Below are 23,065 nucleotides of genomic sequence, written 5' to 3' on the forward strand. Positions count from 1 at the left end.
TTTATCTTGATAAGGACTCTTCCTATCGGGATGAAACAGAGAAGATTTACAAGAAATTTAAAAGAATGTGAAACGTTTTTTCTATGAAAATTTTAATTGTAGAAGATGAAGAGATGATCCGTGAGGGGATCAGTGACTATTTGACCGATTGTGGTTATGAAACTATTGAGGCTGCGGACGGTCAAGAAGCTCTGGAAAAATTTTCCAGCTATGAAGTTGCTCTAGTGCTACTAGATATCCAGATGCCCAAACTAAATGGTTTAGAAGTTCTGACAGAGATTCGTAAGACAAGTCAGGTTCCTGTCTTGATGTTGACCGCCTTTCAGGATGAGGAATACAAGATGAGTGCCTTTGCCTCTCTAGCAGATGGCTATCTTGAAAAACCCTTCTCCCTCTCCCTTTTAAAAGTAAGGGTGGATGCAATTTTCAAGCGCTACTACGATACAGGACGAGTCTTCTCCTATAAGGATACCAAGGTGGATTTTGAGAGCTATAGTGCAAGCCTAGCAGGTCAAGAAGTTGCTATCAATGCTAAAGAGTTGGAAATTCTGGACTATCTGGTGAAAAATGAAGGACGGGCCTTGACTCGTTCTCAGATTATCGATGCTGTCTGGAAGGCGACAGATGAGGTTCCCTTTGACCGTGTCATTGATGTTTATATCAAGGAACTGCGGAAAAAGCTAGACTTGGATTGTATCCTCACTGTGCGCAATGTTGGCTATAAATTGGAGCGAAAATGAAACGAACAGGTTTATTTACAAAGATATTTATCTATACCTTCTCGATTTTTAGTGTTCTGGTTATTTGTCTTCATTTAGCTATTTATTTTCTTTTTCCCTCGACTTATCTGAGCCATCGTCAGGAAACCATTGGTCAGAAAGCGACAGCCATTTCCCATTCCCTAGAAGGAAAGGATAGGCAAAGTATCGAGCAAGTATTAGACTTGTATTCCCAGACTAGTGATATCAAGGGGGCCGTCAAGGGAGAGATGACTGAGGACAAGTTAGAAGTTAAGGACAACCTTCCTTTGGACACGGACCGTCAAACTACTTCCCTCTTTATCGAGGAGCGTGAGGTGAAAACGCAAGATGGTAGCACTATGACTCTTCAATTTCTAGCTTCGATGGACTTGCAAAAGGAAGCAGAGCAGATTAGTCTCCAATTTCTTCCCTATACCTTGCTGGCATCGTTTTTGATTTCCCTCTTGGTAGCCTACATCTATGCTCGGACTATTGTTGCCCCGATTTTGGAAATCAAGCGAGTGACCCGTCGGATGATGGACCTGGATGCTCAAGTACGGTTGCGTGTGGATTCTAAGGATGAGATAGGTGATCTTAAGGAACAGATCAATAGCCTCTACCAGCACCTTTTGACTGTCATTGCGGACTTGCATGAGAAGAATGAAGCCATTCTCCAGCTGGAGAAGATGAAGGTCGAATTCCTACGAGGAGCCTCTCATGAACTGAAAACACCTCTGGCTAGTTTGAAAATCCTAATCGAAAATATGAAAGAAAATATCGGTCGTTACAAGGATAGAGACCACTATCTGGGAGTTGCCTTGGGGATTGTGGATGACCTCAGTCACCACGTTCTCCAGATACTTTCTCTCTCTTCTGTGCAGGAAATTCGAGAGGAGAAAGAAGGGGTTGACCTCCTTCAGATGACGCAAAGTCTGGTTAAGGATTATGCTTTGCTCGCCAAGGAGAGAGAACTTCAGATAGATAATCGTTTGAACCATCAGCAAGCTTACATAAACCCATCTGTGATGAAACTAATCCTATCGAATCTCATCAGTAATGCTATCAAGCACTCCACTCCAGGCGGCTTGGTCCGCATCGGGGAGAGAGAAGGGGAACTCTTTATCGAGAATAGCTGTAGTCCTGAAGAACAAGAAAAATTGGCCCAGTCTTTTTCTGGCAATGCTAGTCGCAAGGCCAAGGGTTCAGGAATGGGACTCTTTGTGGTCAAGAGTCTATTAGAACACGAGAAATTACCTTATCATTTTGAGATGCAAGATGATCGTTTGACCTTCTTCATGTCTTATCCTAAAATAGCCCAAGACTAAGAGAAGAAAGGGCTTGCATAGATTGAGCTATAAGAAATTCAATCTAAAGTATGGGAAAAACTAGCTTTTTTTGTCAAAAAGTGATAAAATGAACAATGTAAATGGGATGTCCCAAAAAATATATAGGAGGCCTGACAAATGGCAATCGTTTCAGCAGAAAAATTTGTCCAAGCAGCTCGTGACAACGGTTATGCAGTTGGTGGATTTAACACAAACAACCTTGAGTGGACTCAAGCTATCTTGCGCGCAGCAGAAGCTAAAAAAGCTCCAGTTTTGATCCAAACTTCAATGGGTGCTGCTAAATACATGGGTGGTTACAAAGTTGCTCGCAACTTGATCGCTAACCTTGTTGAGTCAATGGGTATCACTGTACCAGTAGCTATCCACCTTGACCACGGTCACTACGAAGATGCACTTGAATGTATCCGAGTTGGTTATACTTCAGTTATGTTTGACGGTTCACACCTTCCAGTTGAAGAAAACCTTGAAAAAGCTCGTAAAGTTGTAGAATTTGCTCACGCAAATGGTGTGTCAGTAGAAGCTGAAGTTGGTACTATCGGTGGTGAAGAAGACGGAATCATCGGTGATGGTGAATTGGCTCCAATCGAAGATGCTAAAGCAATGGTTGCAACTGGTATCGACTTCTTGGCAGCTGGTATCGGTAACATCCACGGTCCATACCCTGCAAACTGGAAAGGTCTTCACCTTGACCACTTGCAAAAATTGACTGAAGCTGTACCAGGCTTCCCAATCGTATTGCATGGTGGTTCAGGTATCCCTGATGACCAAATCCAAGCAGCTATCAAACTTGGTGTTGCGAAAGTTAACGTTAACACTGAATGCCAAATCGCATTCGCTAACGCAACTCGTAAATTTGCTCGTGACTACGAAGCTAACGAAGCAGAATACGACAAGAAAAAACTCTTCGACCCACGTAAATTCTTGGCTGACGGTGTAAAAGCTATCCAAGCATCAGTTGAAGAACGTATCGACGTATTCGGTTCAGAAGGTAAAGCTTAATAAGCTTGTAAAAGCTTGATATAACAGGGTTTATCCGATTTGGATAACCCTTTTTTCTTTGTTTTGTCACAAATTTGCCACACTTATTTTGTTAACGAATCTAATACGGGAAGGATTAGATCTTTTGTTTTTTGCGTAACGTGCAAATAGATATCGGTGCTACGACTTCCTCGTGTATGTCCAACACAATCTTGAATTGCTCCGAGTGGGATTCCTTGCTCAGCTGAAAAGCTGATATGTGTGTGACGAAAAATGTGAGTTGAAATATGCTTATTGAAACTTATTTTATTATCAATATCAATTCCTACTCGTCTTGGTTTACCGTTTTTATTTAACTTTCCATTTTCAGATGAGTTTAAGAAATTATTTAGAACACTATAATTCAGAGGCTTCTTGTTGTAATCTGGTTTATGAATGCTTTTCAAGAGTGAGTCAGTATCAAGAAGGATTGCGAGAAGTAAACTAATTGGAGGTCATTCTACTGGCGGACTGGAAGGTTTAAAATGATTGATTTGTTCTTATTTGCCCAATCAGTCAGTCCGATTCAGACTAAATAAGGAGAATGCAAAAGATGGACGGAACCATTATTTTCTCTTAACTCTTAATAAGTAGAAAAATGGATTCCACAGGAAATTTGTTTAGTTATTTAGAAGTTAATTCGGAAAATAATGTATAATAGTATTAATTGAAATGTTATGAGGTACAAAAAATGAGTTTATTTGGAAAATATAAAGAAGAATTTGATAAAAAATATGGAACATCAGAAACTTTTGTAGCATTCTTGCCAGAACATTTAAAATATAATAAAGTTGTTGAATTGAGAAAAAAAAATGGAAGTAGTAATGAACAGTATTATAAGTGGCAGTTTTTATATTCCATTGTTAATTCAGGAATGTATGCAAGAGATTTTATCGGGACTGAAGTTCAGTTTCCAAAAGGCAACAAAGACTCAGCACCTATCAAATTAGATGCAGCTATCTTTGATGATATTGAATGGTTTGGTCATTATCAGAAATATTGGCAGAATAACGATTTAGATAGTCTAGAATGGCTTAAACAGCATTTATTAGTTGCTTTAGAATTTAAAAAAGAGGATGCAAAAAATGTAGCTGAAGTTTGGGATAAACAACTTAAATCTTACATGAATGAAAGCAGAAAAGATCCTTGTTTTGGTGTTCTTTATGATACAGAAAGACTTTTTTTATTTAAGAAAGAAGGAAAATCATTTGTAAGATATAGTGATGAATATAATGTTAAAGGATTAGCAAGTAAAACTTCAGAGTTATCTTTACTTGTGCCGGATCCATATGTCAACCTTCCTGATTTTAATACTTTGATATCAAAAGGGCATAGTAAAAAAATTGATATAACTAGACAAAAAATCAAAGATTTAGAAGTAATCTCGGGTATCCAATCAATTCAAATAAATAATTCGATGAGTAGTATTTTAAAAATGATGGATAGAGTGGGATTGGTAAATCAGAAAGGGTTTGAAATATTAATACAAATCTTAACTCTAAAAATATTTGATGAAAAGGCAAATGAGAAGAATTCCAAAGAATTCTTGGACTTTTATGTAACCACAAGTGAGGCAGATTATAAGTCTCTATCTGATTCTGGTATTCAAAATTTTATTAAAAGAATTTCTTCTTTAAAGGAAAAAGCAGAAGGACAATACTATAGGATTCTTAAAGATAACGCTATAGATTTTAAGGAAGAGTCCCATATAAAAGTTTTGATAGAAATTGTACGTCAATTTCAAAATTATACCTTTATTAAATCTCATAAAACGGACCTATACCAATTAGTCTTTTATCAGTTTGCTGCTCCATTTGCAAAGGAGCAGAATGCACAATTTGTTACACCGCTACCACTCATTGATTTTTTAGTAAAAATAGTGAATCCTAGAAAAGATGAGTCAGTGATTGATCCCACTGTGGGTATTGCAGACTTTCTATCAGTGTCTTATGTAAATTCTAATAGTAAGCTTGATGATAATAATATTTTTGGAATGGATATTGATGAGCAAATGGTAATGTTAGCAACACTGAATATGTTGTTAAATGGAGATGGCAATGCTAAAATTGTCGCAAAATCTGGGAATGGATCTCTATTATCAAAGTTTGATGTTTCAGGAAATATTATAGATCTAGTTCCTTCAATGAATAAGGATGGAAATTGGGATGACCGCCCAGATAATACAAAATTAAAGAAGTTTGATGTTGTTTTGACTAATCCTCCATTTGGTGATAACAGAGCTTTTAAACCAACTGATAAAAAAGAAGTGGAAATGTTAGAATGTTATGAAATGTGGAATTTATACAGTACAGACAATAAAGGAAAGAAAAAAGCAACTTCAAAAATTGATTTAGGTGTTCTATTTTTAGAAAATGCCTACAGAATATTAGCCGAACAAGGCAGGATGGGTATTGTACTCTCAAATTCGATTGCAAGTATTGATACACATAGGTTAGCTAGAGAGTGGCTTATGAAAAAGATGAGAATCGTAGCAATTTTTGATTTACCAGCGAATGTATTTGCTGAAACAGGAGTGAATACAACAATTATTGTAGCTTATAAGCCGACAGAAGATAGATTAGAACAATTGAAAAATCAAGATTATCAGGTGTTTTTTAAACCGATAAAAAAAGTTGGGTATGAGGTTGTTACTTCCAATAGAGTAAAGCGTTTTTCACAAACTTATAAAATAAATCCTGAAACATTTGAGGTGGAAATTGATAATGAAGGTAATGCAATTATAGATGAAGATTTCACATCAACAATTTTAGAGTTTAAAGAATGGTGTTTAAGCCAAGAAAAAAATCTACAAGATATTTTCGTAAAGGAAAAGTAAAATGCAGAAAAGATATACGATTACTCCTGAGTTTATAAAATTCTCTGATATCAATAAAGACGACTTTATCCTTTCGTCATCACTATACGAAAAAGTTAATTTTAAAAATACAAATGGTATTTTTCTTAAGGAGTTATTATCATGTTCTTTAAGTAATGAATTTAAAGGTAGTGATGTTGGATCAGACAACTATGTAGATCAATCTCCATACACTTTTTTAAGAACGAAAGCTCTTCAAGATTTTAACTATTTACCAGATTTTAACAAAGAGTCTCTATTAAGGATTAAACCGTCGAGTTTTAAAGAAATGAATTTAAAAAAGGGAGATTTAATTTTATCAAAAGATAGTAATATAGGTGAGATTACTATTTTAGATGATGATTACCCCAAAATGATGATATCAAGTGCTATGTATAAACTTCCTATTGAGAAAGATAAATACTATATTTTTGCATTTATTAAACATTCCGCTTTTAGAGAACAGTTAGATTTACTTGTTCCCAAAGGTGCCACTATTAGGCATGCTAAAACCTTGTTTTTAGAATGTTCCATTATATTTCCAAAGAAAAATAGAGAAAAAATTATTGATTATATAGAAACGCTTGTTAAGTCTGTTATTAAAAAAGAAAAGCTTATAAAAATAAAACATGAGAAGATTTTGCATAGTATAGAGAATGAAATTGCTAGCAATCAAAAGGACGAAGTATTTACCTTCAGCCAACCAACTATTAGTGAATTAAAAAAGAAAAATAGGTTAGACACTAATTTATATGGATCTTATTTTAAGGAAATAAACTTTAAAATTAAAAATTATAAATATGGCTACTCAACTCTTAAAGAATTAGGGTATGAGTTATCAAGAGGACAAAATTTACAAATATCGAATATAGGAAGAAGTATCTACTCAAAGAGATATAGATCGAATTTTTATGAATTGATGTTACCTAAGTTTTTATCAAAATATGGGACAGTAAATAAAGTGGAATATCTGGGAAATTCAAATAAGCTAAAAATACTTAAAAAGGGGGAGTTGATTTTTGGTGCAGAAGGGTTTGAAAAGGGAAGGTCAATAGTAATAATCGATGAAAAAGAAAAGGTAATTACAAATATCCATGGTATTACTATCAGAAAGAAGAGAGAACAAAACCTAAAACAAGCGATATTTATAAAATGTTTTCTCGATTTTCTAAGAAGTAAAGGAGTAATTGATTTATTTGCTGTAGGTGGTAATGGAGGTAGTTTAGCTCAAAAATACTGGGATGAGATCTATTTCCCAAATCTTAGCGAAATAGTACAGGATACAGTAAGTAACTTGTACCATAATCCTGAAGCTCATTATAACAAAGAATTTGATATGGCTACATTTTACCAAATAGATGAAGAATTTAATTCTAAAGCTGGTATTTATGAGCTAGATAAATCAATGAAGTTGATAAAGAATAAAATAGATGAGGTTATTGACGCAATTGTTCAAGATAATGATCCTCAATTAACATTTGATTTTTTGAAAACAATTTAATTACGAAGAGATATAAGATTTATTCTATCGTATCAGCAACTGTCTCATTTATTTAATTTTAATCAGACTCATTCAATGATTTGAAATAAAAGTGATATAGAACCTTTGTATGTTGATATAACCAATTTTAAAATCATTTGAAATGAAACCGTTTCAAACTAAGTTTTACAAAGAGATAGAGTTTAAACTGAATATAGTACGAAAAATAAAATAAATTTTAAATCAGAATGTAGATAACCTTATTAACAATTAAAAATGGACTTTTTCTTTAATTTGATTTAAATGTCTATGTTCCTTTAGAGGTAAAAGTGGTAGTATAGTAAGGAGATGAAATTTTATTTTTCTTATACTCTTCGAAAATCAAATTCAAATCACGTCAGCTTCTCCTTGCCTTATATATGTTACTGACTTCGTCAGTTCAATCTACAACCTCAAAGCTGTGCTTTGAGCAACCTGTGGCTAGTTTACTAATTTGCACTTTGATTTTCATTGAGTATTAGTTTGGATAGGAAAAATAGCTTGAAATATTAATCGAAGAAAAGGATGGCATGAGATATGGCAATGATAGAAGTGGAACATCTTCAGAAAAATTTTGTGAAGACAGTCAAGGAACCTGGTTTGAAGGGAGCGTTGCGCTCCTTTATTCATCCTGAAAAGCAGACCTTTGAAGCGGTCAAGGATTTAACCTTTGAGGTTCCAAAAGGACAAATTTTAGGCTTCATCGGAGCCAATGGTGCTGGGAAGTCGACCACCATTAAAATGCTGACAGGGATTTTAAAGCCGACATCGGGCTATTGTCGGATCAATGGCAAGATTCCTCAGGACAATCGCCAAGATTATGTCAAGGATATTGGAGTAGTCTTCGGACAACGAACCCAGCTATGGTGGGATTTGGCTTTGCAAGAGACCTACACGGTCTTGAAAGAGATCTACGATGTACCAGACTCGCTCTTTCATAAGCGCATGGACTTTTTGAATGAAGTCTTGGACTTGAAGGAATTTATCAAAGACCCTGTGCGGACTCTTTCACTTGGTCAGCGGATGCGGGCGGATATTGCGGCTTCCTTGCTCCACAATCCCAAGGTTCTCTTTTTAGATGAGCCGACCATTGGTTTGGATGTTTCCGTCAAGGATAATATTCGACGGGCTATCACTCAGATTAACCAAGCGGAAGAAACAACCATTCTCTTGACCACTCACGACCTGAGCGATATTGAGCAACTTTGTGATCGGATTTTTATGATTGACAAGGGGCAGGAGATTTTTGATGGGACGGTTAGCCAGCTCAAGGAAACTTTTGGCAAGATGAAGACTCTCTCCTTTGAACTGCTACCAGGTCAAAGTCATCTCGTTTCTCACTATGAAGGCTTACCTGACATGACCATTGATAGACAAGGAAACAGCCTCAATATTGAATTCGATAGTTCCCGCTACCAGTCGGCTGATATTATCAAGCAAACCCTGTCTGATTTTGAAATCCGTGATTTGAAGATGGTGGATACGGATATTGAGGATATTATCCGTCGCTTCTACCGAAAGGAGCTCTAAGATGGTCAAATTATGGAGACGTTATAACCCCTTTATCAATGCAGGTGTTCAGGAATTGATCACCTATCGAGTCAACTTTATTCTCTATCGGATCGGCGATGTCATGGGGGCTTTTGTAGCCTTTTATCTCTGGAAGGCAGTCTTTGATTCCTCGCAAGAGTCCTTGATTCAGGGCTTCAGTATGGCGGATATCACCCTCTACATCATCATGAGTTTTGTGACTAACCTTTTGACCAGGTCAGATAGCTCTTTTATGATTGGGGAGGAGGTCAAGGATGGTTCCATTATCATGCGTTTGTTGAGACCAGTTCATTTTGCGGCTTCTTACCTTTTCACAGAACTTGGTTCCAAGTGGTTGATTTTTATCAGCGTTGGCCTTCCATTTTTAAGTGTCATTGTTTTGATGAAAATCTTATCTGGGCAAGGGGTTATAGAAGTACTGGGATTAACCATCCTTTATCTCTTTAGCTTAACCCTAGCCTACCTGATCAACTTTTTCTTTAATATCTGCTTTGGATTTTCAGCCTTTGTATTTAAAAATCTTTGGGGTTCCAATCTACTCAAGACTTCCATAGTGGCCTTTATGTCTGGAAGTTTGATTCCCTTGGCTTTCTTTCCTAAAATCGTTTCAGACATTCTGTCCTTCTTGCCTTTTTCATCCTTGATTTATACTCCGGTCATGATTATCGTTGGGAAATACGATGCTAGTCAGATTCTTCAAGCTATCTTGCTACAGTTTTTCTGGCTCTTAGTGATGGTGGGCTTGTCTCAGTTGATTTGGAAACGAGTTCAGTCATTTATCACCATTCAAGGAGGTTAGTATGAAAAAATATCAGCGTATGCATCTGATTTTTATCAGACAATACATCAAGCAAATCATGGAATACAAGGTTGATTTTGTGGTTGGTGTTCTTGGAGTTTTTCTGACTCAAGGCTTGAACCTCTTGTTTCTCAATGTCATCTTTCAACACATCCCCTCGCTAGAAGGCTGGACCTTTCAAGAGATAGCTTTTATTTATGGATTTTCCCTAATTCCCAAGGGACTGGATCATCTCTTTTTTGACAATCTCTGGGCACTAGGGCAGCGCTTGGTGCGAAAGGGAGAATTTGACAAGTATCTGACTCGGCCTATCAACCCTCTCTTCCACATCCTAGTCGAGACCTTTCAGATTGATGCCTTGGGTGAACTTTTGGTTGGTGGAATTTTACTAGCGACAACAGTATCAAGTATTGCTTGGACTCTTCCCAAATTCCTGCTTTTCCTAGTTTGTATTCCTTTTGCGACCTTGATTTATACTTCTTTGAAAATCGCGACTGCCAGTATCGCCTTTTGGACCAAGCAGTCAGGCGCCATGATTTACATTTTCTATATGTTTAATGACTTTGCCAAGTATCCGATTTCCATTTACAATTCTCTTCTTCGTTGGTTGATTAGCTTTATCGTGCCTTTTGCTTTTACGGCCTACTATCCTGCCAGCTATTTCTTGCAGGACAAAGATGTGATTTTTAACATTGGAGGTTTGATTTTGATTTCTCTTGTTTTCTTTGTCATTTCTTTGAAGCTCTGGGATAGAGGATTAGACGCCTACGAAAGTGCTGGTTCTTAAGTTGAAGAGACTCAAAGCCTTGTCTCAGGACGGGCTTTTTCTAATGGTGATGAAAATTTCTTGACATCTATTTTCAGAGTGCTATACTAAAAGGGTAGTCGCCGATTTAGCTCAGTTGGTAGAGCAACGCACTCGTAACGCGTAGGTCACAGGTTCGATCCCTGCAATCGGCAGAATGAAGAAGTCCATTAGGGCTTCTTTTCTTTTGTCAGGGATATTCAACCACTTAGACTGAGATACAGACCAGATAGGCAAAAGGGCTTGTTCCTGAAAAAATCCTCTGCTATAATGATTTTCGTAAGGGACGTGAGCGTTAATGTCAGACAACTCAAGTTCCTAAAAAAGAAATTGGAGACAAAAAATGAAAAAATTATTGGGGATCGTATTTTTAGTAGCAGCAGCGACAGTATTGTATTTCGGTTCTGTTGGATGGCCAAGTTTGGATGTCAACCTCTGGTCACTCATCCCGGTAGGATTGTTCCTCTATTTCACTCTAGAAAATCTTTTGAAAAAAGACTATAAGGCTAGTCTTGTGTGCCTAATCATTGCCTTTATCATTGCAAATGCTATTTTGGATCTTTTGCCAATTTCAAGTGGTTTGGTAATTGGTGCCGGTGTGCTAGCTTGTGTAGGACTCGACTACCTCTTTCCTGATAAAGATAAAAAAGAAGACAAATAGAAAAGTCTCGAGATTTCTCGAGACTTTATTGTTATTTACCAGCGTAATATTTTTGGATGCCTTTCACAATACCTGCGACTAGTCTATCTTGGTATTGATCATCACGAATACGTTGATTCTCAGTGAAATTATCCATATATCCAAGCTCCAGTAGGACGGCTGGTTTAGCTGTTTCGCGTAGTACGGCAAAGCTGCTTTCCAATAAACCAGCATCTTTGGCCCCTGTTTCTGCTAGAAGAGAGGAGTGGATAGCAGCAGCAAGGCGTTTGCTTTCACTCATACGATCAGGGTGGTTGTGCCAGTATTTATTAATCTTGCTTGGATAATCAGGTTCATCACTATAGGAGTAGGTTTGAATACCGCTCGCTTTTGAGTGAATGTTTCCAGTAGCATTGAAATGGATACTGATAAAGATATCAGAGTTGGTTTTATTTACCATTCTTGAACGCTCAGTCTTAAAATCAACATCGATATCACTGTCACGTGATGTGAGGACAGTATAACCTAATTCTTCCAGTTTTTTACGCAGTTTGCGATAGATTTGCATGTTGAGATCTTTTTCAGCGACATTGTAGTAAAAGGCGCCGGAATCTTGACCACCATGCCCAGGATCTAGGAAGATGGTGTTACTGTATTGGCCTTTTACAAATCCACCCTCAGTTGAAACTTCAGAAATCCATTGGCCGTATTTTTGGAACAAATGTTCCTTTCCATCTATCTTGTAGGTTCCTGAAACATAATGGCCACTATCGTCCAAATAGTAACGAGCCTTGTAATAGTCGTCGTAAATCCACTCATTCTTGGCCATATAGCCACCAGACTTGAGATAGTAGGCTCCAATCCATTCACGAGCTGCATAAGTCCCATTCGCTTTTAGATAGAACCAACTGTTGTAGGCCTTATCAAAGATCCACTCTTTTTCAGCCATGGCTCCACTAGATTTGAGGTAGTAGCTTCCTTTCCATTTATTGGAAAGCATGACTCCATTTTGTTCAAAAGCATACCAAGTTCCCTTGATTTTCTCCCATTTGTCTTGGGTATATTTCCCATATTCATCAGCGTAATACCAATTTTGATCAATCTTCACCCAAGAGTTTTCCGCCATAGCCCCGCTACTGCCGAGCAGGTAGGCATCAACGGTCGTTTTGCTGAGCATCACGCCGTTTTTGTCAAAATAATACCAAGAACCGTTTACTTTTTCCCATTTGTCTTGCGAGATTCTGCCAGATGGTGTGACATAATACCAATTTTGGTCAACCTTCACCCAGCCACTATCCGCCATAGCTCCACTTTTAGTGAGAAGGTAGCCATCAACGATTGTCTGACTGAGCATGACGCCATCTTTGTCGAAGTAGTACCAAACTCCTCCGATTTTTTTCCATTTTTGCTGGATGATTTTTCCAGACTCACTGGCGTAGTACCATTTCCCTTCAAGAGCCACCCAACTATTTTCTACCATGACCCCGTCTTTATTGAGAACATAGCCATCAAAGATAGTATCACTGAGTCGATTTCCCTCTTGGTCAAAATAGTACCACTTATCTTGAATTTTTTTCCATTTGAGGACGGGCTGATTGTTTTCATAGAAACGCCACTGCTTGTTTTCTTCCTGCCATCCTTCTTTTTTAGGGGCTTCTTCTTTTGACTTGTCTTTTGGAAGTGTTGCAACCTCCTCTTCAGTTTTGGTTGAAAGATCTTTCTTATCTTCCTTAGAGTTACTTTGTTCGGTGGTAACAGGAGGATTAGCATTGCTTTCCTCTGCGTAGATAGGCGTTTGGGTCAATCCTGCCATTGACAGCATCAGAGCACTGGTAAGTAATATCTTTTTCACTTTCTATTCCTAACTTTTTCTTTTTCACTTTTTTCTTTTTCCAATTTATCAACTATCAAACTGAACTTCTTCTAGTAGATACTCGATAAAGCGTTCGCCCATCTTGGATAGGCTGGTTTTTTCATGTTGGATATAGACTAGTTCAATGGGATCGTCTATGTCCAGTGGAATGGAAACGATATTGTCTCCGTTGAGATTGCTGTTCAAAATCCCTGTCGCAATGGTATAACCATCCAAACCAATCAAGAGATTAAAGAGGGTGGCACGGTCGCTGACCACGATGGATTTCTTGTGGTATTCCTGCGAGAGAATCTCTTCAGAGAAGTAGAAGGAGTTGTGAGTCCCTTGGTCATAACTAAGGTAAGGGAAGTTCTCCAAGTCCTCTAGTTTTACCTTATCTTTCTTTGCCAGAGGGTTGGTTTTGCTGACGAAGATATGGGGCTGGGCTGTAAAGAGATGGTGGGCCAAGAGGTGGTTGTCATCCAGCATTTTCGTTAAAACATCACGGTTGTAGCTGTTTAAGAAGAGGACACCGACTTCACTACGGAAGTTCTTGACATCGTCGATAATCTCCCAAGTCCGAGTTTCACGAAGGAAAAGCTCGTATTTTTCCATATCACTTTTCTTAAGTAGCGATACAAAGGCATTGACCACAAAGGCATAGTGTTGAGACGAAACGCTAAAGAGTTCGCGGTGGGCGACAGGGTTTTTATAGCGTTCCTCCAGAAGCTGGGTTTGCTCGACAACTTGACGGGCATAGGAGAGAAACTCCATCCCATCACGGGTCAAGGTAATACCCTTGGGATTGCGGATAAAGATTTCAATACCCATTTCATTTTCCAAGTCTCGAACGGCATTAGACAGACTGGGTTGGGTGATAAAGAGTTGCTTGGCTGCTTCATTCATAGAGCCAGTTTCGACGATTTTGATAATATAGTGTAATTGTTGAATTCTCATGCTTTTATTGTACCACACTTGCGGAAGAATGGGCAATGAAGACGAAGGAAATCGGGGAAAAGAGCCGATCCAGTATTGAAAAAAAGTCTAAAATCTGTTAGAATGAAAGCTATGAAAACATTCTATGATGTGCAGCAATTTCTCAAACAGTTTGGCATTATTGTCTATGTGGGGAAGCGCTTGTATGATATTGAACTGATGAAGCTTGAACTCTCTCGGATCTATGATGCGGGTCTGATGGACAAGCTAGACTATCTAGAGGCGGAAGCTGTTCTTCGTAGAGAGCACAAGATAGAATTAGACTATTTAGAGAAAAATGGAGATATGAACTTATGACAATTTGGATTGTTTGGGGAATCGTTCTGGCAATGGTGGCCTGGATGGGTTATAACTACCTTCGTATTCGTCGTGCGGCTAAGATTGTGGACAATGCAGAATTTGAAGCCTTGATTCGGAAAGGGCAATTGATTGATGTCCGTGAACCAGCAGAATTTCACAGAAAACATATCCTCGGAGCCCGCAATATTCCTTCAAATCAGTTGAAGTCAAGCCTTGCAGCCCTTCGCAAGGATAAACCTGTCCTTCTCTACGAAAACCAACGTGGACAACGAGTGACCAATGCAGCACTTTATTTGAAAAAACAAGGTTTCTCTGAGATTTATATCCTTTCTTATGGATTGGATTCTTGGAAAGGGAAAGTGAAGACGAGTTAAGAACAAGGAAAAAGTTGATAAAGTCGGTCTCATATACTAAATTAATAAACATTTTAAGGAGTTTTTAGAATATGCAAGAAAAGAAGAAGAACCCGCTTTTAGTGGGTATCCTATCTATCATTCTTAGTTTGTTATTTCCGTTGGGAGGTATTGGTTTAGGTATCACTGGTGTATTGTTTGCTAATGAACTTCAAAAAGAATCTGGCTTAGACTTTAAAACAGAGAGAATTGTATCTATTGTAGGTATTGTTCTTTCTGTTCTTAACTGGATTATTGGAATTTTCTTACACATGAATTAAAGAAGATTGAAAAAAGCTTTAAACATAAAGCTTTTTTCTTTTATCCACTTTTCTCTAAATAGTTTTTAATGATTTCCAATTCCTCTGGATTCAAGGGACGATATTGCCCTTTTGCTAGTTCTGGGTCTAATGTAAAATCGCCGAACTGGACGCGTTTTAGGGCAGTCACCTTGACACCAACTGAGAGAAACATCTTCTTGACTTGATGAAATTTGCCCTCAGAGATAGTGATGGAGGCATGGCTCTCTGTTGGGCTTGTGTCTAGAATTTCGAGCTGAGCAGGTTTACAAGTGGTTCCATCTAAAAAGACAATCCCATTTTTGAATTTTTGGATATGATCTGATGTGAGCGGTCCGTTTACTACCACTTGATAGGATTTATCGACATGGTACTGGGGATGGAGGAGTTGGAATCCTAAAGGTCCATTGTCTGTCAAAAGGAGCAGTCCCATCGTATCGCGGTCTAGTCTGCCGACAGCATAGAGCTGGTCAGACTGGATGTCAGGTGGAAGGAGGTCCATGACGGTTGGTAGTTTCTTATCCTTGCTAGCTGTAACGACTCCGTTTGGCTTATGAAGCATGAGGTAGTTGTGCTCGTAGCCTTGAATCTGCCGTCCTTGAAAGACTAATTTTTGCAATCCAGTGTCGACACTTTGAGCGAGTGAGCTGGCTGGATAATCGTCCACTAGGATTTCTTTTTTTAATAGAGCCTGTTTCATAGCCTTGCGACTGACCTTTTCTTGGGCTAATAATCTATCTAAACGCATACCAGCTTATCTTATCATAAGTCTCTGACTTTGAAAAGAGTTGCCTTGACTAGAAAAGCTAAGTGAAAACATTTACACTTAGCTGAACTGTGATTTTTGAATGAGACTGTGGTATAATTGTTCAGTTAGAAATAAAAATTTAAATATTAGAGGAAATCATGACAAAATTAAGAGAAGATATCCGTAACATTGCGATTATCGCCCACGTTGACCACGGGAAAACAACCCTCGTTGACGAATTATTGAAACAATCTGAAACTCTTGATGCACGTACTGAATTGGCAGAGCGCGCTATGGACTCAAACGATATCGAAAAAGAGCGTGGAATTACAATTCTTGCTAAAAATACAGCCGTTGCCTACAACGGAACTCGTATCAATATCATGGACACACCAGGACACGCGGACTTCGGTGGAGAAGTTGAGCGTATCATGAAAATGGTTGACGGTGTTGTTTTGGTCGTAGATGCCTACGAAGGAACCATGCCACAAACTCGTTTCGTTTTGAAAAAAGCCTTGGAACAAGACCTTGTCCCAATCGTGGTTGTTAATAAAATCGACAAACCATCAGCTCGTCCAGCAGAAGTAGTGGATGAAGTCTTGGAACTTTTCATCGAGCTTGGTGCAGATGATGACCAGCTTGATTTCCCAGTTGTTTATGCTTCAGCAATTAACGGAACATCTTCATTGTCAGACGATCCAGCTGATCAAGAAAAAACAATGGCACCAATCTTTGATACCATCATCGACCATATTCCAGCTCCAGTGGATAACTCAGATGAGCCTTTGCAGTTCCAAGTGTCACTTTTGGACTATAACGACTTCGTTGGACGTATCGGTATCGGTCGTGTCTTCCGTGGTAGTGTGAAAGTTGGGGACCAAGTTACCCTTTCTAAACTAGATGGCACAACGAAGAACTTCCGTGTTACAAAACTTTTCGGTTTCTTTGGTTTAGAACGTCGTGAGATCCAAGAAGCCAAAGCAGGTGACTTGATTGCTGTATCCGGTATGGAAGATATCTTTGTCGGTGAAACTATCACTCCAACAGACGCTGTTGAACCACTTCCAATCCTACACATCGATGAGCCAACCCTTCAAATGACCTTCTTGGTCAACAACTCACCATTTGCAGGTCGTGAAGGAAAATGGGTGACTTCTCGTAAGGTGGAAGAACGCTTGCAGGCAGAATTGCAAACAGACGTTTCCCTTCGTGTTGACCCAACGGATTCACCAGATAAATGGACTGTTTCAGGTCGTGGAGAATTGCACTTGTCAATCCTGATCGAAACCATGCGTCGTGAGGGCTATGAACTTCAAGTATCTCGTCCAGAAGTTATCGTAAAAGAGATTGATGGTGTTAAATGTGAGCCATTTGAACGTGTTCAAATCGATACTCCAGAAGAATACCAAGGATCTGTTATCCAAAGCCTTTCTGAACGTAAGGGTGAAATGTTGGATATGATCTCAACTGGTAATGGTCAAACTCGTTTGGTCTTCCTTGTTCCAGCGCGTGGTTTGATTGGATACTCAACTGAGTTCTTGTCAATGACTCGTGGTTACGGTATCATGAACCATACCTTTGACCAATACTTGCCATTGATTCCAGGGGAAATTGGGGGACGTCACCGTGGTGCCCTTGTTTCCATCGATGCTGGTAAGGCTACAACATACTCAATCATGTCTATCGAAGAACGTGGAACCATCTTTGTCAACCCAGGTACTGAGGTTTACGAAGGAATGATTATTGGTGAAAACTCTCGTGAAAACGACTTGACAGTTAACATCACCAAGGCCAAACAAATGACCAACGTTCGTTCAGCTACCAAGGACCAAACAGCGGTTATCAAAACTCCTCGTATTTTGACGCTTGAAGAGTCACTTGAGTTCTTGAACGACGATGAGTACATGGAAGTAACACCTGAGTCTATCCGTTTGCGTAAACAAATCCTTAACAAGGCAGAGCGTGAGAAAGCCAACAAAAAGAAAAAATCAGCTGAATAAGAGCTAGAAAGAGATAAAGATGGTCTATTTAATCATAGGAATCCTCTTATTACTACTCTATGTATTTGCGACACCACAAAGCATTAAAGGAACAGTCAACATCGTTATCTTGGTCTTTGTAGTTGTTGCACTCTTGATCTTGCTGATGTTGTCCATCTTGCAGATCTTCCAATTACCGACAGAGTTCTTTGTCACAATCGCCATGCTGGCTCTAGCCTACTTTAGCTTGAGAGACATTACGCTCATGCCTGTAAAAAAGGGTAAAAGAAGATAATAGAAGAGGCTGGGTAATGACTTAATTTGAGGAGAAAATCTAACAAATTTTTCCCTGATAAAACGCATAATATCAAGGTTTTTGAATGCCTGATATTATGCGTTTTTATGATTTTTAAAACTTTTTTGGCGACCTATTAGAAAGTGGATACTCTTACAATTATTTTGGAAATAATTTAATTTCTGATTTAACGTATATTTTCTCAGATTTTGGACCGAAAGAAAAAGATTGAAGAAATCGTCCAAAATGAACTTTTCTTCAATCTGGAGGCTCACACCTCTTTTTCTTATTTCTTTTTCCGGTTTAATACTGCATTGAGGACAATGGCGAGGAGGCTTGCCACGACGATTCCGTTTGAGAAGAACATTTGGAAGGCTGTTGGCATGCTGATAAAGAGATTACTATTGTTTAGTCCAACACCAGCGGCGATTGATACAGCTGCGATAAGGAAGTTGTGTTCATTGTTAGCAAAGTCAACGCGCGCTAGGATTTGCATCCCTTGAATAGATACAAAACCAAACATCACCAGCATGGCGCCACCAAGGACAGGACTCGGAATGATTTGGGCGAGGGCACCAAACTTAGGAAGGAGTCCAAGGAGGACTAGGAAACCAGCTGCGTAGTAGATTGGCAGGCGAGTCTTGATACCAGATAATTTAACCAAGCCAACGTTTTGTGAAAATCCTGTGTAAGGGAAGGTGTTAAAGATTCCTCCGAGAAGTACAGCCAAACCTTCTGCGCGGTAACCGTTGCGAAGGCGCGTGCTGTCTATTGGGTCATTGGTAATATCAGACAAGGCCAGGTAAACACCAGTGGACTCAACCATAGACACCGTTGCAATGATACACATCATGACGATGGATGAGATTTCAAAAGTCGGTACACCAAAGTAGAGGGGAGTTGGGACATGGACAAGCGGTGCTGCAGCCACAGGAGAAAAGTCAACCAAGCCCATGGTAGCAGCAATGGCGGTTCCGACTACGAGACCAATCAAAATGGAGATAGACTTGATAAATCCTTTGGTAAAGATGTTGATCAAGAGGATAATCAGAACAGTGATAGCAGCAAGTAAGAGACTTTGACCAGTTGGCTCTGGAACATTATTTCCCATATTTCCAATAGCAACAGGAATCAAGGTCAATCCAATCGTGGTAATAACAGATCCTGTTACGATAGATGGAAAGAGATTGGCTACTTTTGAGAAAATGCCTGAAATCAGAACCACATAAATCCCTGAAACGATAAGGGCACCAAACATAGCTCCGCTACCGTGGCTTTGCCCAATCATAATCAAGGGAGCAACCGACTGGAAGGCAACTCCGAGAACGACTGGTAGTCCAATTCCAAAGTATTTATTGAGTTGGAGTTGGAGGAAGGTGGCCACCCCACACATGAAGATATCTGTAGAAATCAGGTAGGTCAACTGTTCAGCTGAATAGCCAAGAGCTGTCGCAATCATGATAGGAACTAGGATAGAACCTGAGTACATGGCGAGTAAGTGCTGCAAGCCGAGAACGGCTGCCTGCGAGTGTTTTTCTTGTTTTTGCATTAGAGATCTGCCTCCTTAAATACGACCTGACCATTTTCGAAACTATCCAAGCGAGCCAGTGATAGGACGGGGTAGCCTGCTTTTTCAAGCAAATCACGACCATCCTGGAAAGATTTTTCGATAACAATTCCGATAGCTTGAACTTTTGCTCCGGCTTGTTCGATGATTTGGATCAAGCCTTTGGCAGCTTGCCCGTTAGCTAGGAAATCATCGATAATCAAGACCTTGTCCTCAGGTGAGAGGAATTTTCCAGCAATAGAAACGGTGCTGGTCACCTGCTTGGTAAAGGAGTAGACTTCGGCGGTTAAGATACCTTCGTTCATGGTGATGTTTTTAGCTTTTTTTGCGAAAATCATGGGAACATTCAAGGCTTCAGCTGTAAAAACAGCTGGGGCAATGCCTGACGCTTCAATGGTTACGACCTTGGTAATGCCAGCAGAAGCGAATTTTTCCGCAAAAACTTTACCAATCTCCCGCATCAAACGATAGTCAACCTGGTGGGTTAAAAAGGAATCTACCTTGAGGATGTTGTCACCCAAGATATGCCCATCCTGAAGGATGCGCTCTTCTAATAATTTCATAAGACCTCCTAAAGTCTAAAAGATGCTTCATTTGCTTGTTTAGAGTTTCTAGCAAGAAATAGAAAAAGAACCTACTTAATCCCCTAAGTAAGTCCCCAAAATAGGCATGGCCAACACCATACCTTCAGCTGACTTACTCATTGTTAGGTGTTACGGCACCTTGTAGAAACGTCGTGCCAATTCACGACATAAACAAGTAAAATACTACCATTATCAAACGCGACAACGTTAATGTCATTATTTTACACCAAATAGCTTTAGAAATCAAATATTTTGTTAGGATTTAGATAAAAAAAGAGAACGAACAAAAACCTACAACACGATACGGTATTGTAGGTTTCTATACTTCTATTCGCTAAATCTTAAAAAATAGCCGTCTGGATCCAAAACTGCAAATTCGTGAGGATAGATATAGTGATCTCCAACACGAAATGTTCTCTTGATCAGCGGACGATGGATAGGATAGTTGGCTTCGATCACTTTTTGATAAAGTTGTGGGACATCCTTTATACCAAAGGATAGGTTGACACCTTTTCCAAAAGGGTAGGTAAGGTTAGCCAGTTCCTCAGGGGTTCCTTCCTCTAGCATTAGTTGGCACTCTTCAAGAGAGAGAAAGAGGAAGTTTTCTTCTGGACGATCGTATTCGATCCTAAAACCGAGTAAATCGCAGTAGAAGGAACGGGACTGTTCGATATTCGATACCATAAACTCGGGAATAACTGCATTGTAGTTCATCGTGAAAATCCTTAAAGTTCAATTTCCAATACAATCGGTGTATGGTCTTGACGAGCTCCTGAGTCAATCATGTCTGACTTGGTTACCTTGTCAGCGACGCGGTTACTGGTGAGCCAGTAGTCGATTCTCCAGCCAGTATTGTTGATTTTAGAAGTTTTGCTGCGTTGTGCCCACCAAGTGTAGCGTTCTGGGACATCGCCGTGAAGATGACGGAAGGTGTCGGTAAATCCAGTTGCCAAGAGGTTGGTAAAGCCAGCACGTTCTTCGTCTGTAAATCCAGGTGAACGGCGGTTGCTGGCAGGGTTTGCAAGGTCGATTTCTTTGTGGGCTACGTTATAGTCACCCGTCGCAAGGACTGGTTTTTCTTTGTCTAACTCAGCTAGATACTCAGCGTATTTGACATCCCAGACTTGGCGTTCTTCCAAGCGTTTGAGGCCATCGCCAGCGTTTGGAGTGTAAACTTGCGTTACGAAAAATTCATCAAATTCCAAGGTGATGATGCGGCCTTCCAAGTCCATGGTAGAAGGGGCACCGATTTCTGGGAAGCTGATCGTTGGTGTGAGTTCTTTTTTATAGAGGAACATGGTTCCAGCATAGCCTTTACGAGCAGGTTCTTGGGAAGAACGCCAAGTATTTTCATACCCTGGAAAGAGTTCTTCGAGAACTTCCAGATGTTTTTTTGTAGGACCCTTGGCAGAAAGCTTGGTTTCTTGGATAGCGATGATATCAGCATTTTCAGCGACCAAGGTTTGTAGGACTTCTTGGGACAATTTTGCACGAGCTGAGTCGCTCGTTAGGGCTGCGTTGAGGGAATCAATATTCCATGAGATGAGTTTCATAAAGTTACCTTTTTCATTCAGATTATAGATTTTATTATACCAAAAAAAGGTCCATTTCCCCAACGTATGGCTTGAAAAATCACTCTCTTTCGTTTATAATTAAGAATGATTTTATGAAAGGGAGTGAAAATAAATGAAATTTTACTCATATGACTATGTACTTAGCCAAATCAGTCAGCAAAATGGCATCATGATTGGCTTTGGAATTGTTCTCCTAGCTATCACAGGATTTTTTGCTTTTAAAGCCTATCGAGATAAAAAGGGGACTAAGTTTCGGGAATTGGTCATGATTTTGGCCTTGACCTTGGTGGCCATGCTTTTGGTGACAATCTCAAAATACCAGACCAATCAAGCCTCTAACAACCAATTTCAAACCTCCCTTCATTTCATAGAGGTTGTTTCCAAAGACTTGGGAGTGGATAAATCAGAAGTTTATGTCAATACTTCTGCAGCCACTGATGGAGCGCTTGTCAAGGTAGGTCCAAATTTCTACCGCGCCATGAACGGGAGCCAACCAGACAAGTATCTTTTAGAGAAATTAGAATTGCATCAAACAGACGCTATTGAATTGGTGGAGGTAAACAAATGACACTCAATTATATGGAAATTTTAATCAAACTGGCCTTGGGTCTTTTCTCTCTTGTTTTTGTTATTAATGTGACAGGAAAGGGGAATCTAGCACCTAACTCTGCTACAGACCAAATTCAGAACTATGTTCTTGGTGGTATCATCGGTGGGGTGATTTACAATAGTTCAATCAGCATTCTGCAGTACGCAGTGATTTTGATGATGTGGACGATTTTGGTCTTGACCCTCAAGTGGCTCAATAACAATGTTCGTTTTGTCAAACGCTTGATTGATGGAAAACCAACTCTCCTTATCAAAAATGGGCAGATTGACCCAGAAGCCTGTCGTTCAGTTGGTTTGTCTGCAGCAGAAGTTGCTCTCAAACTTCGTAGCCAAGGAATTTTCCAGATGAAGCAGGTCAAACGAGCTGTGCATGAGCAAAATGGCCAACTCATCGTGGTCCAAATGGGAGATGAAAATCCTAAGTATCCAGTTGTGACTGACGGTGTGATCCAAGTCGATGTTTTGGAATATATTGACCGTAGCGAAGAGTGGTTGCTTGATAATCTCAGCAAACAAGGGCATGACAATGTGGCCAATATCTTTATCGCTGAGTATGACAAGGGTGCCGTCTCAGTCGTAACTTATGAATAAGAAAAACC

General features: G+C 39.4%; 24 protein-coding genes, 1 tRNA gene and 1 riboswitch. Of the genes, 17 read left to right on the forward strand and 8 right to left on the reverse strand.

Features of this window, described 5'->3' with window-relative positions:
* Window positions 1–83 precede the first annotated feature (83 nt).
* The 3 genes from vncR to K1I53_RS04705 all read left to right on the forward strand — a co-directional run bounded on the left by vncR (window position 84) and on the right by K1I53_RS04705 (window position 3,085).
* On the forward strand, window positions 84–740 hold the full coding sequence (gene vncR / locus K1I53_RS04695; RefSeq protein WP_223328580.1) for a response regulator transcription factor VncR: 657 nt from the start codon (window positions 84–86) through the stop codon (window positions 738–740).
* Window positions 737–2,065, forward strand: a complete 1,329-nt coding sequence (vncS, locus tag K1I53_RS04700) for a sensor histidine kinase VncS (protein ID WP_223328581.1) — start codon at window positions 737–739, stop codon at window positions 2,063–2,065. The genes vncR and vncS overlap by 4 nt, the downstream gene beginning before the upstream one ends.
* Window positions 2,066–2,203: 138 nt before the next feature.
* Window positions 2,204–3,085 carry a class II fructose-bisphosphate aldolase gene (locus tag K1I53_RS04705; protein ID WP_125378845.1) on the forward strand — a complete coding sequence of 294 codons (882 nt, stop codon included), beginning with the start codon at window positions 2,204–2,206 and terminating at the stop codon, window positions 3,083–3,085.
* 83 nt (window positions 3,086–3,168) lie between these two features.
* On the opposite strand, the gene K1I53_RS04710 is transcribed toward K1I53_RS04705, so the two are convergent.
* The gene (locus K1I53_RS04710) at window positions 3,169–3,510 is read right to left on the reverse strand and encodes a tyrosine-type recombinase/integrase (RefSeq protein WP_223328582.1); all 342 of its coding nucleotides are present in this window, start codon (window positions 3,508–3,510) and stop codon (window positions 3,169–3,171) included.
* Between the two features lie 284 nt (window positions 3,511–3,794).
* Between K1I53_RS04710 and K1I53_RS04720 the strand changes: the two genes are divergently transcribed.
* From K1I53_RS04720 to K1I53_RS04750, 7 genes are all read left to right on the forward strand, one after another.
* A complete protein-coding gene (locus K1I53_RS04720) occupies window positions 3,795–5,939 on the forward strand; it encodes an HsdM family class I SAM-dependent methyltransferase (RefSeq protein WP_223328583.1) in 2,145 nt (714 codons plus the stop codon).
* A 1-nt stretch (window position 5,940) separates the two neighbouring features.
* The gene (locus K1I53_RS04725; protein WP_138099912.1) at window positions 5,941–7,458 is read left to right on the forward strand and encodes a restriction endonuclease subunit S; all 1,518 of its coding nucleotides are present in this window, start codon (window positions 5,941–5,943) and stop codon (window positions 7,456–7,458) included.
* 555 nt (window positions 7,459–8,013) lie between these two features.
* Complete coding sequence (locus K1I53_RS04730) at window positions 8,014–9,006, forward strand: ABC transporter ATP-binding protein (protein WP_223328584.1); 993 nt, start codon at window positions 8,014–8,016, stop codon at window positions 9,004–9,006.
* Window position 9,007: 1 nt separating this feature from the next.
* Window positions 9,008–9,826 (forward strand): ABC transporter permease, encoded by an 819-nt coding sequence (locus K1I53_RS04735; RefSeq protein WP_223328585.1) that lies wholly within the window; start codon window positions 9,008–9,010, stop codon window positions 9,824–9,826.
* Window position 9,827: 1 nt separating this feature from the next.
* On the forward strand, window positions 9,828–10,613 hold the full coding sequence (locus K1I53_RS04740; protein ID WP_223328586.1) for an ABC transporter permease: 786 nt from the start codon (window positions 9,828–9,830) through the stop codon (window positions 10,611–10,613).
* Between the two features lie 100 nt (window positions 10,614–10,713).
* Window positions 10,714–10,786: transfer RNA gene (locus K1I53_RS04745), tRNA-Thr, on the forward strand.
* Window positions 10,787–10,974: 188 nt separating this feature from the next.
* Window positions 10,975–11,292 (forward strand): hypothetical protein, encoded by a 318-nt coding sequence (locus K1I53_RS04750; protein ID WP_223328587.1) that lies wholly within the window; start codon window positions 10,975–10,977, stop codon window positions 11,290–11,292.
* 31 nt (window positions 11,293–11,323) lie between these two features.
* Here the strand turns inward: K1I53_RS04750 and K1I53_RS04755 are convergent, their stop codons facing one another.
* Window positions 11,324–13,123, reverse strand: a complete 1,800-nt coding sequence (locus K1I53_RS04755) for an N-acetylmuramoyl-L-alanine amidase (RefSeq protein WP_223328588.1) — start codon at window positions 13,121–13,123, stop codon at window positions 11,324–11,326.
* A gap of 48 nt (window positions 13,124–13,171) precedes the next feature.
* Complete coding sequence (locus K1I53_RS04760) at window positions 13,172–14,080, reverse strand: LysR family transcriptional regulator (protein WP_131200132.1); 909 nt, start codon at window positions 14,078–14,080, stop codon at window positions 13,172–13,174.
* Window positions 14,081–14,182: 102 nt separating this feature from the next.
* Between K1I53_RS04760 and K1I53_RS04765 the strand changes: the two genes are divergently transcribed.
* The 3 genes from K1I53_RS04765 to K1I53_RS04775 all read left to right on the forward strand — a co-directional run bounded on the left by K1I53_RS04765 (window position 14,183) and on the right by K1I53_RS04775 (window position 15,092).
* The gene (locus K1I53_RS04765) at window positions 14,183–14,416 is read left to right on the forward strand and encodes a YqgQ family protein (protein ID WP_004243559.1); all 234 of its coding nucleotides are present in this window, start codon (window positions 14,183–14,185) and stop codon (window positions 14,414–14,416) included.
* Window positions 14,413–14,793, forward strand: a complete 381-nt coding sequence (locus tag K1I53_RS04770) for a rhodanese-like domain-containing protein (protein WP_061597872.1) — start codon at window positions 14,413–14,415, stop codon at window positions 14,791–14,793. The genes K1I53_RS04765 and K1I53_RS04770 overlap by 4 nt, the downstream gene beginning before the upstream one ends.
* 71 nt (window positions 14,794–14,864) lie before the next feature.
* Window positions 14,865–15,092 (forward strand): DUF4190 domain-containing protein, encoded by a 228-nt coding sequence (locus K1I53_RS04775; RefSeq protein WP_223328589.1) that lies wholly within the window; start codon window positions 14,865–14,867, stop codon window positions 15,090–15,092.
* A gap of 40 nt (window positions 15,093–15,132) precedes the next feature.
* Here K1I53_RS04775 and K1I53_RS04780 read toward each other — a convergent pair whose 3' ends face one another.
* Window positions 15,133–15,858 (reverse strand): 16S rRNA pseudouridine(516) synthase, encoded by a 726-nt coding sequence (locus tag K1I53_RS04780; RefSeq protein WP_223328590.1) that lies wholly within the window; start codon window positions 15,856–15,858, stop codon window positions 15,133–15,135.
* A 158-nt stretch (window positions 15,859–16,016) separates the two neighbouring features.
* Between K1I53_RS04780 and typA the strand changes: the two genes are divergently transcribed.
* Window positions 16,017–17,858: a translational GTPase TypA gene (gene typA / locus K1I53_RS04785; RefSeq protein ID WP_223328591.1), complete on the forward strand. Its 1,842-nt coding sequence runs from the start codon at window positions 16,017–16,019 to the stop codon at window positions 17,856–17,858.
* A gap of 19 nt (window positions 17,859–17,877) precedes the next feature.
* Window positions 17,878–18,132: a DUF3165 family protein gene (locus tag K1I53_RS04790; protein ID WP_000262659.1), complete on the forward strand. Its 255-nt coding sequence runs from the start codon at window positions 17,878–17,880 to the stop codon at window positions 18,130–18,132.
* A 286-nt stretch (window positions 18,133–18,418) separates the two neighbouring features.
* Here K1I53_RS04790 and K1I53_RS04795 read toward each other — a convergent pair whose 3' ends face one another.
* From K1I53_RS04795 to K1I53_RS04810, 4 genes are all read right to left on the reverse strand, one after another.
* A complete protein-coding gene (locus tag K1I53_RS04795) occupies window positions 18,419–19,681 on the reverse strand; it encodes a nucleobase:cation symporter-2 family protein (protein WP_223328592.1) in 1,263 nt (420 codons plus the stop codon).
* Complete coding sequence (locus K1I53_RS04800) at window positions 19,681–20,262, reverse strand: xanthine phosphoribosyltransferase (RefSeq protein ID WP_223328593.1); 582 nt, start codon at window positions 20,260–20,262, stop codon at window positions 19,681–19,683. The genes K1I53_RS04795 and K1I53_RS04800 overlap by 1 nt, the downstream gene beginning before the upstream one ends.
* A gap of 120 nt (window positions 20,263–20,382) precedes the next feature.
* Window positions 20,383–20,478, reverse strand: a riboswitch (purine riboswitch).
* 132 nt (window positions 20,479–20,610) lie between these two features.
* The gene (locus K1I53_RS04805; protein WP_129326232.1) at window positions 20,611–20,997 is read right to left on the reverse strand and encodes a bleomycin resistance protein; all 387 of its coding nucleotides are present in this window, start codon (window positions 20,995–20,997) and stop codon (window positions 20,611–20,613) included.
* 11 nt (window positions 20,998–21,008) lie between these two features.
* Window positions 21,009–21,836 carry an exodeoxyribonuclease III gene (locus K1I53_RS04810; protein ID WP_223328594.1) on the reverse strand — a complete coding sequence of 276 codons (828 nt, stop codon included), beginning with the start codon at window positions 21,834–21,836 and terminating at the stop codon, window positions 21,009–21,011.
* Window positions 21,837–21,969: 133 nt separating this feature from the next.
* Here K1I53_RS04810 and K1I53_RS04815 point away from each other — a divergent pair, with 133 nt between their 5' ends.
* Both K1I53_RS04815 and K1I53_RS04820 read left to right on the forward strand, forming a co-directional pair.
* On the forward strand, window positions 21,970–22,425 hold the full coding sequence (locus K1I53_RS04815) for a DUF3290 family protein (RefSeq protein WP_000675331.1): 456 nt from the start codon (window positions 21,970–21,972) through the stop codon (window positions 22,423–22,425).
* A complete protein-coding gene (locus K1I53_RS04820; protein WP_000174452.1) occupies window positions 22,422–23,057 on the forward strand; it encodes a DUF421 domain-containing protein in 636 nt (211 codons plus the stop codon). Before K1I53_RS04815 ends, K1I53_RS04820 begins: the two co-directional genes overlap by 4 nt.
* The last annotated feature ends 8 nt before the right edge of the window (window positions 23,058–23,065 follow it).

The sequence above is a fragment of the Streptococcus oralis genome, assembly GCF_019929365.1.
Classification (GTDB): Bacteria; Bacillota; Bacilli; order Lactobacillales; family Streptococcaceae; genus Streptococcus; species Streptococcus oralis_BT.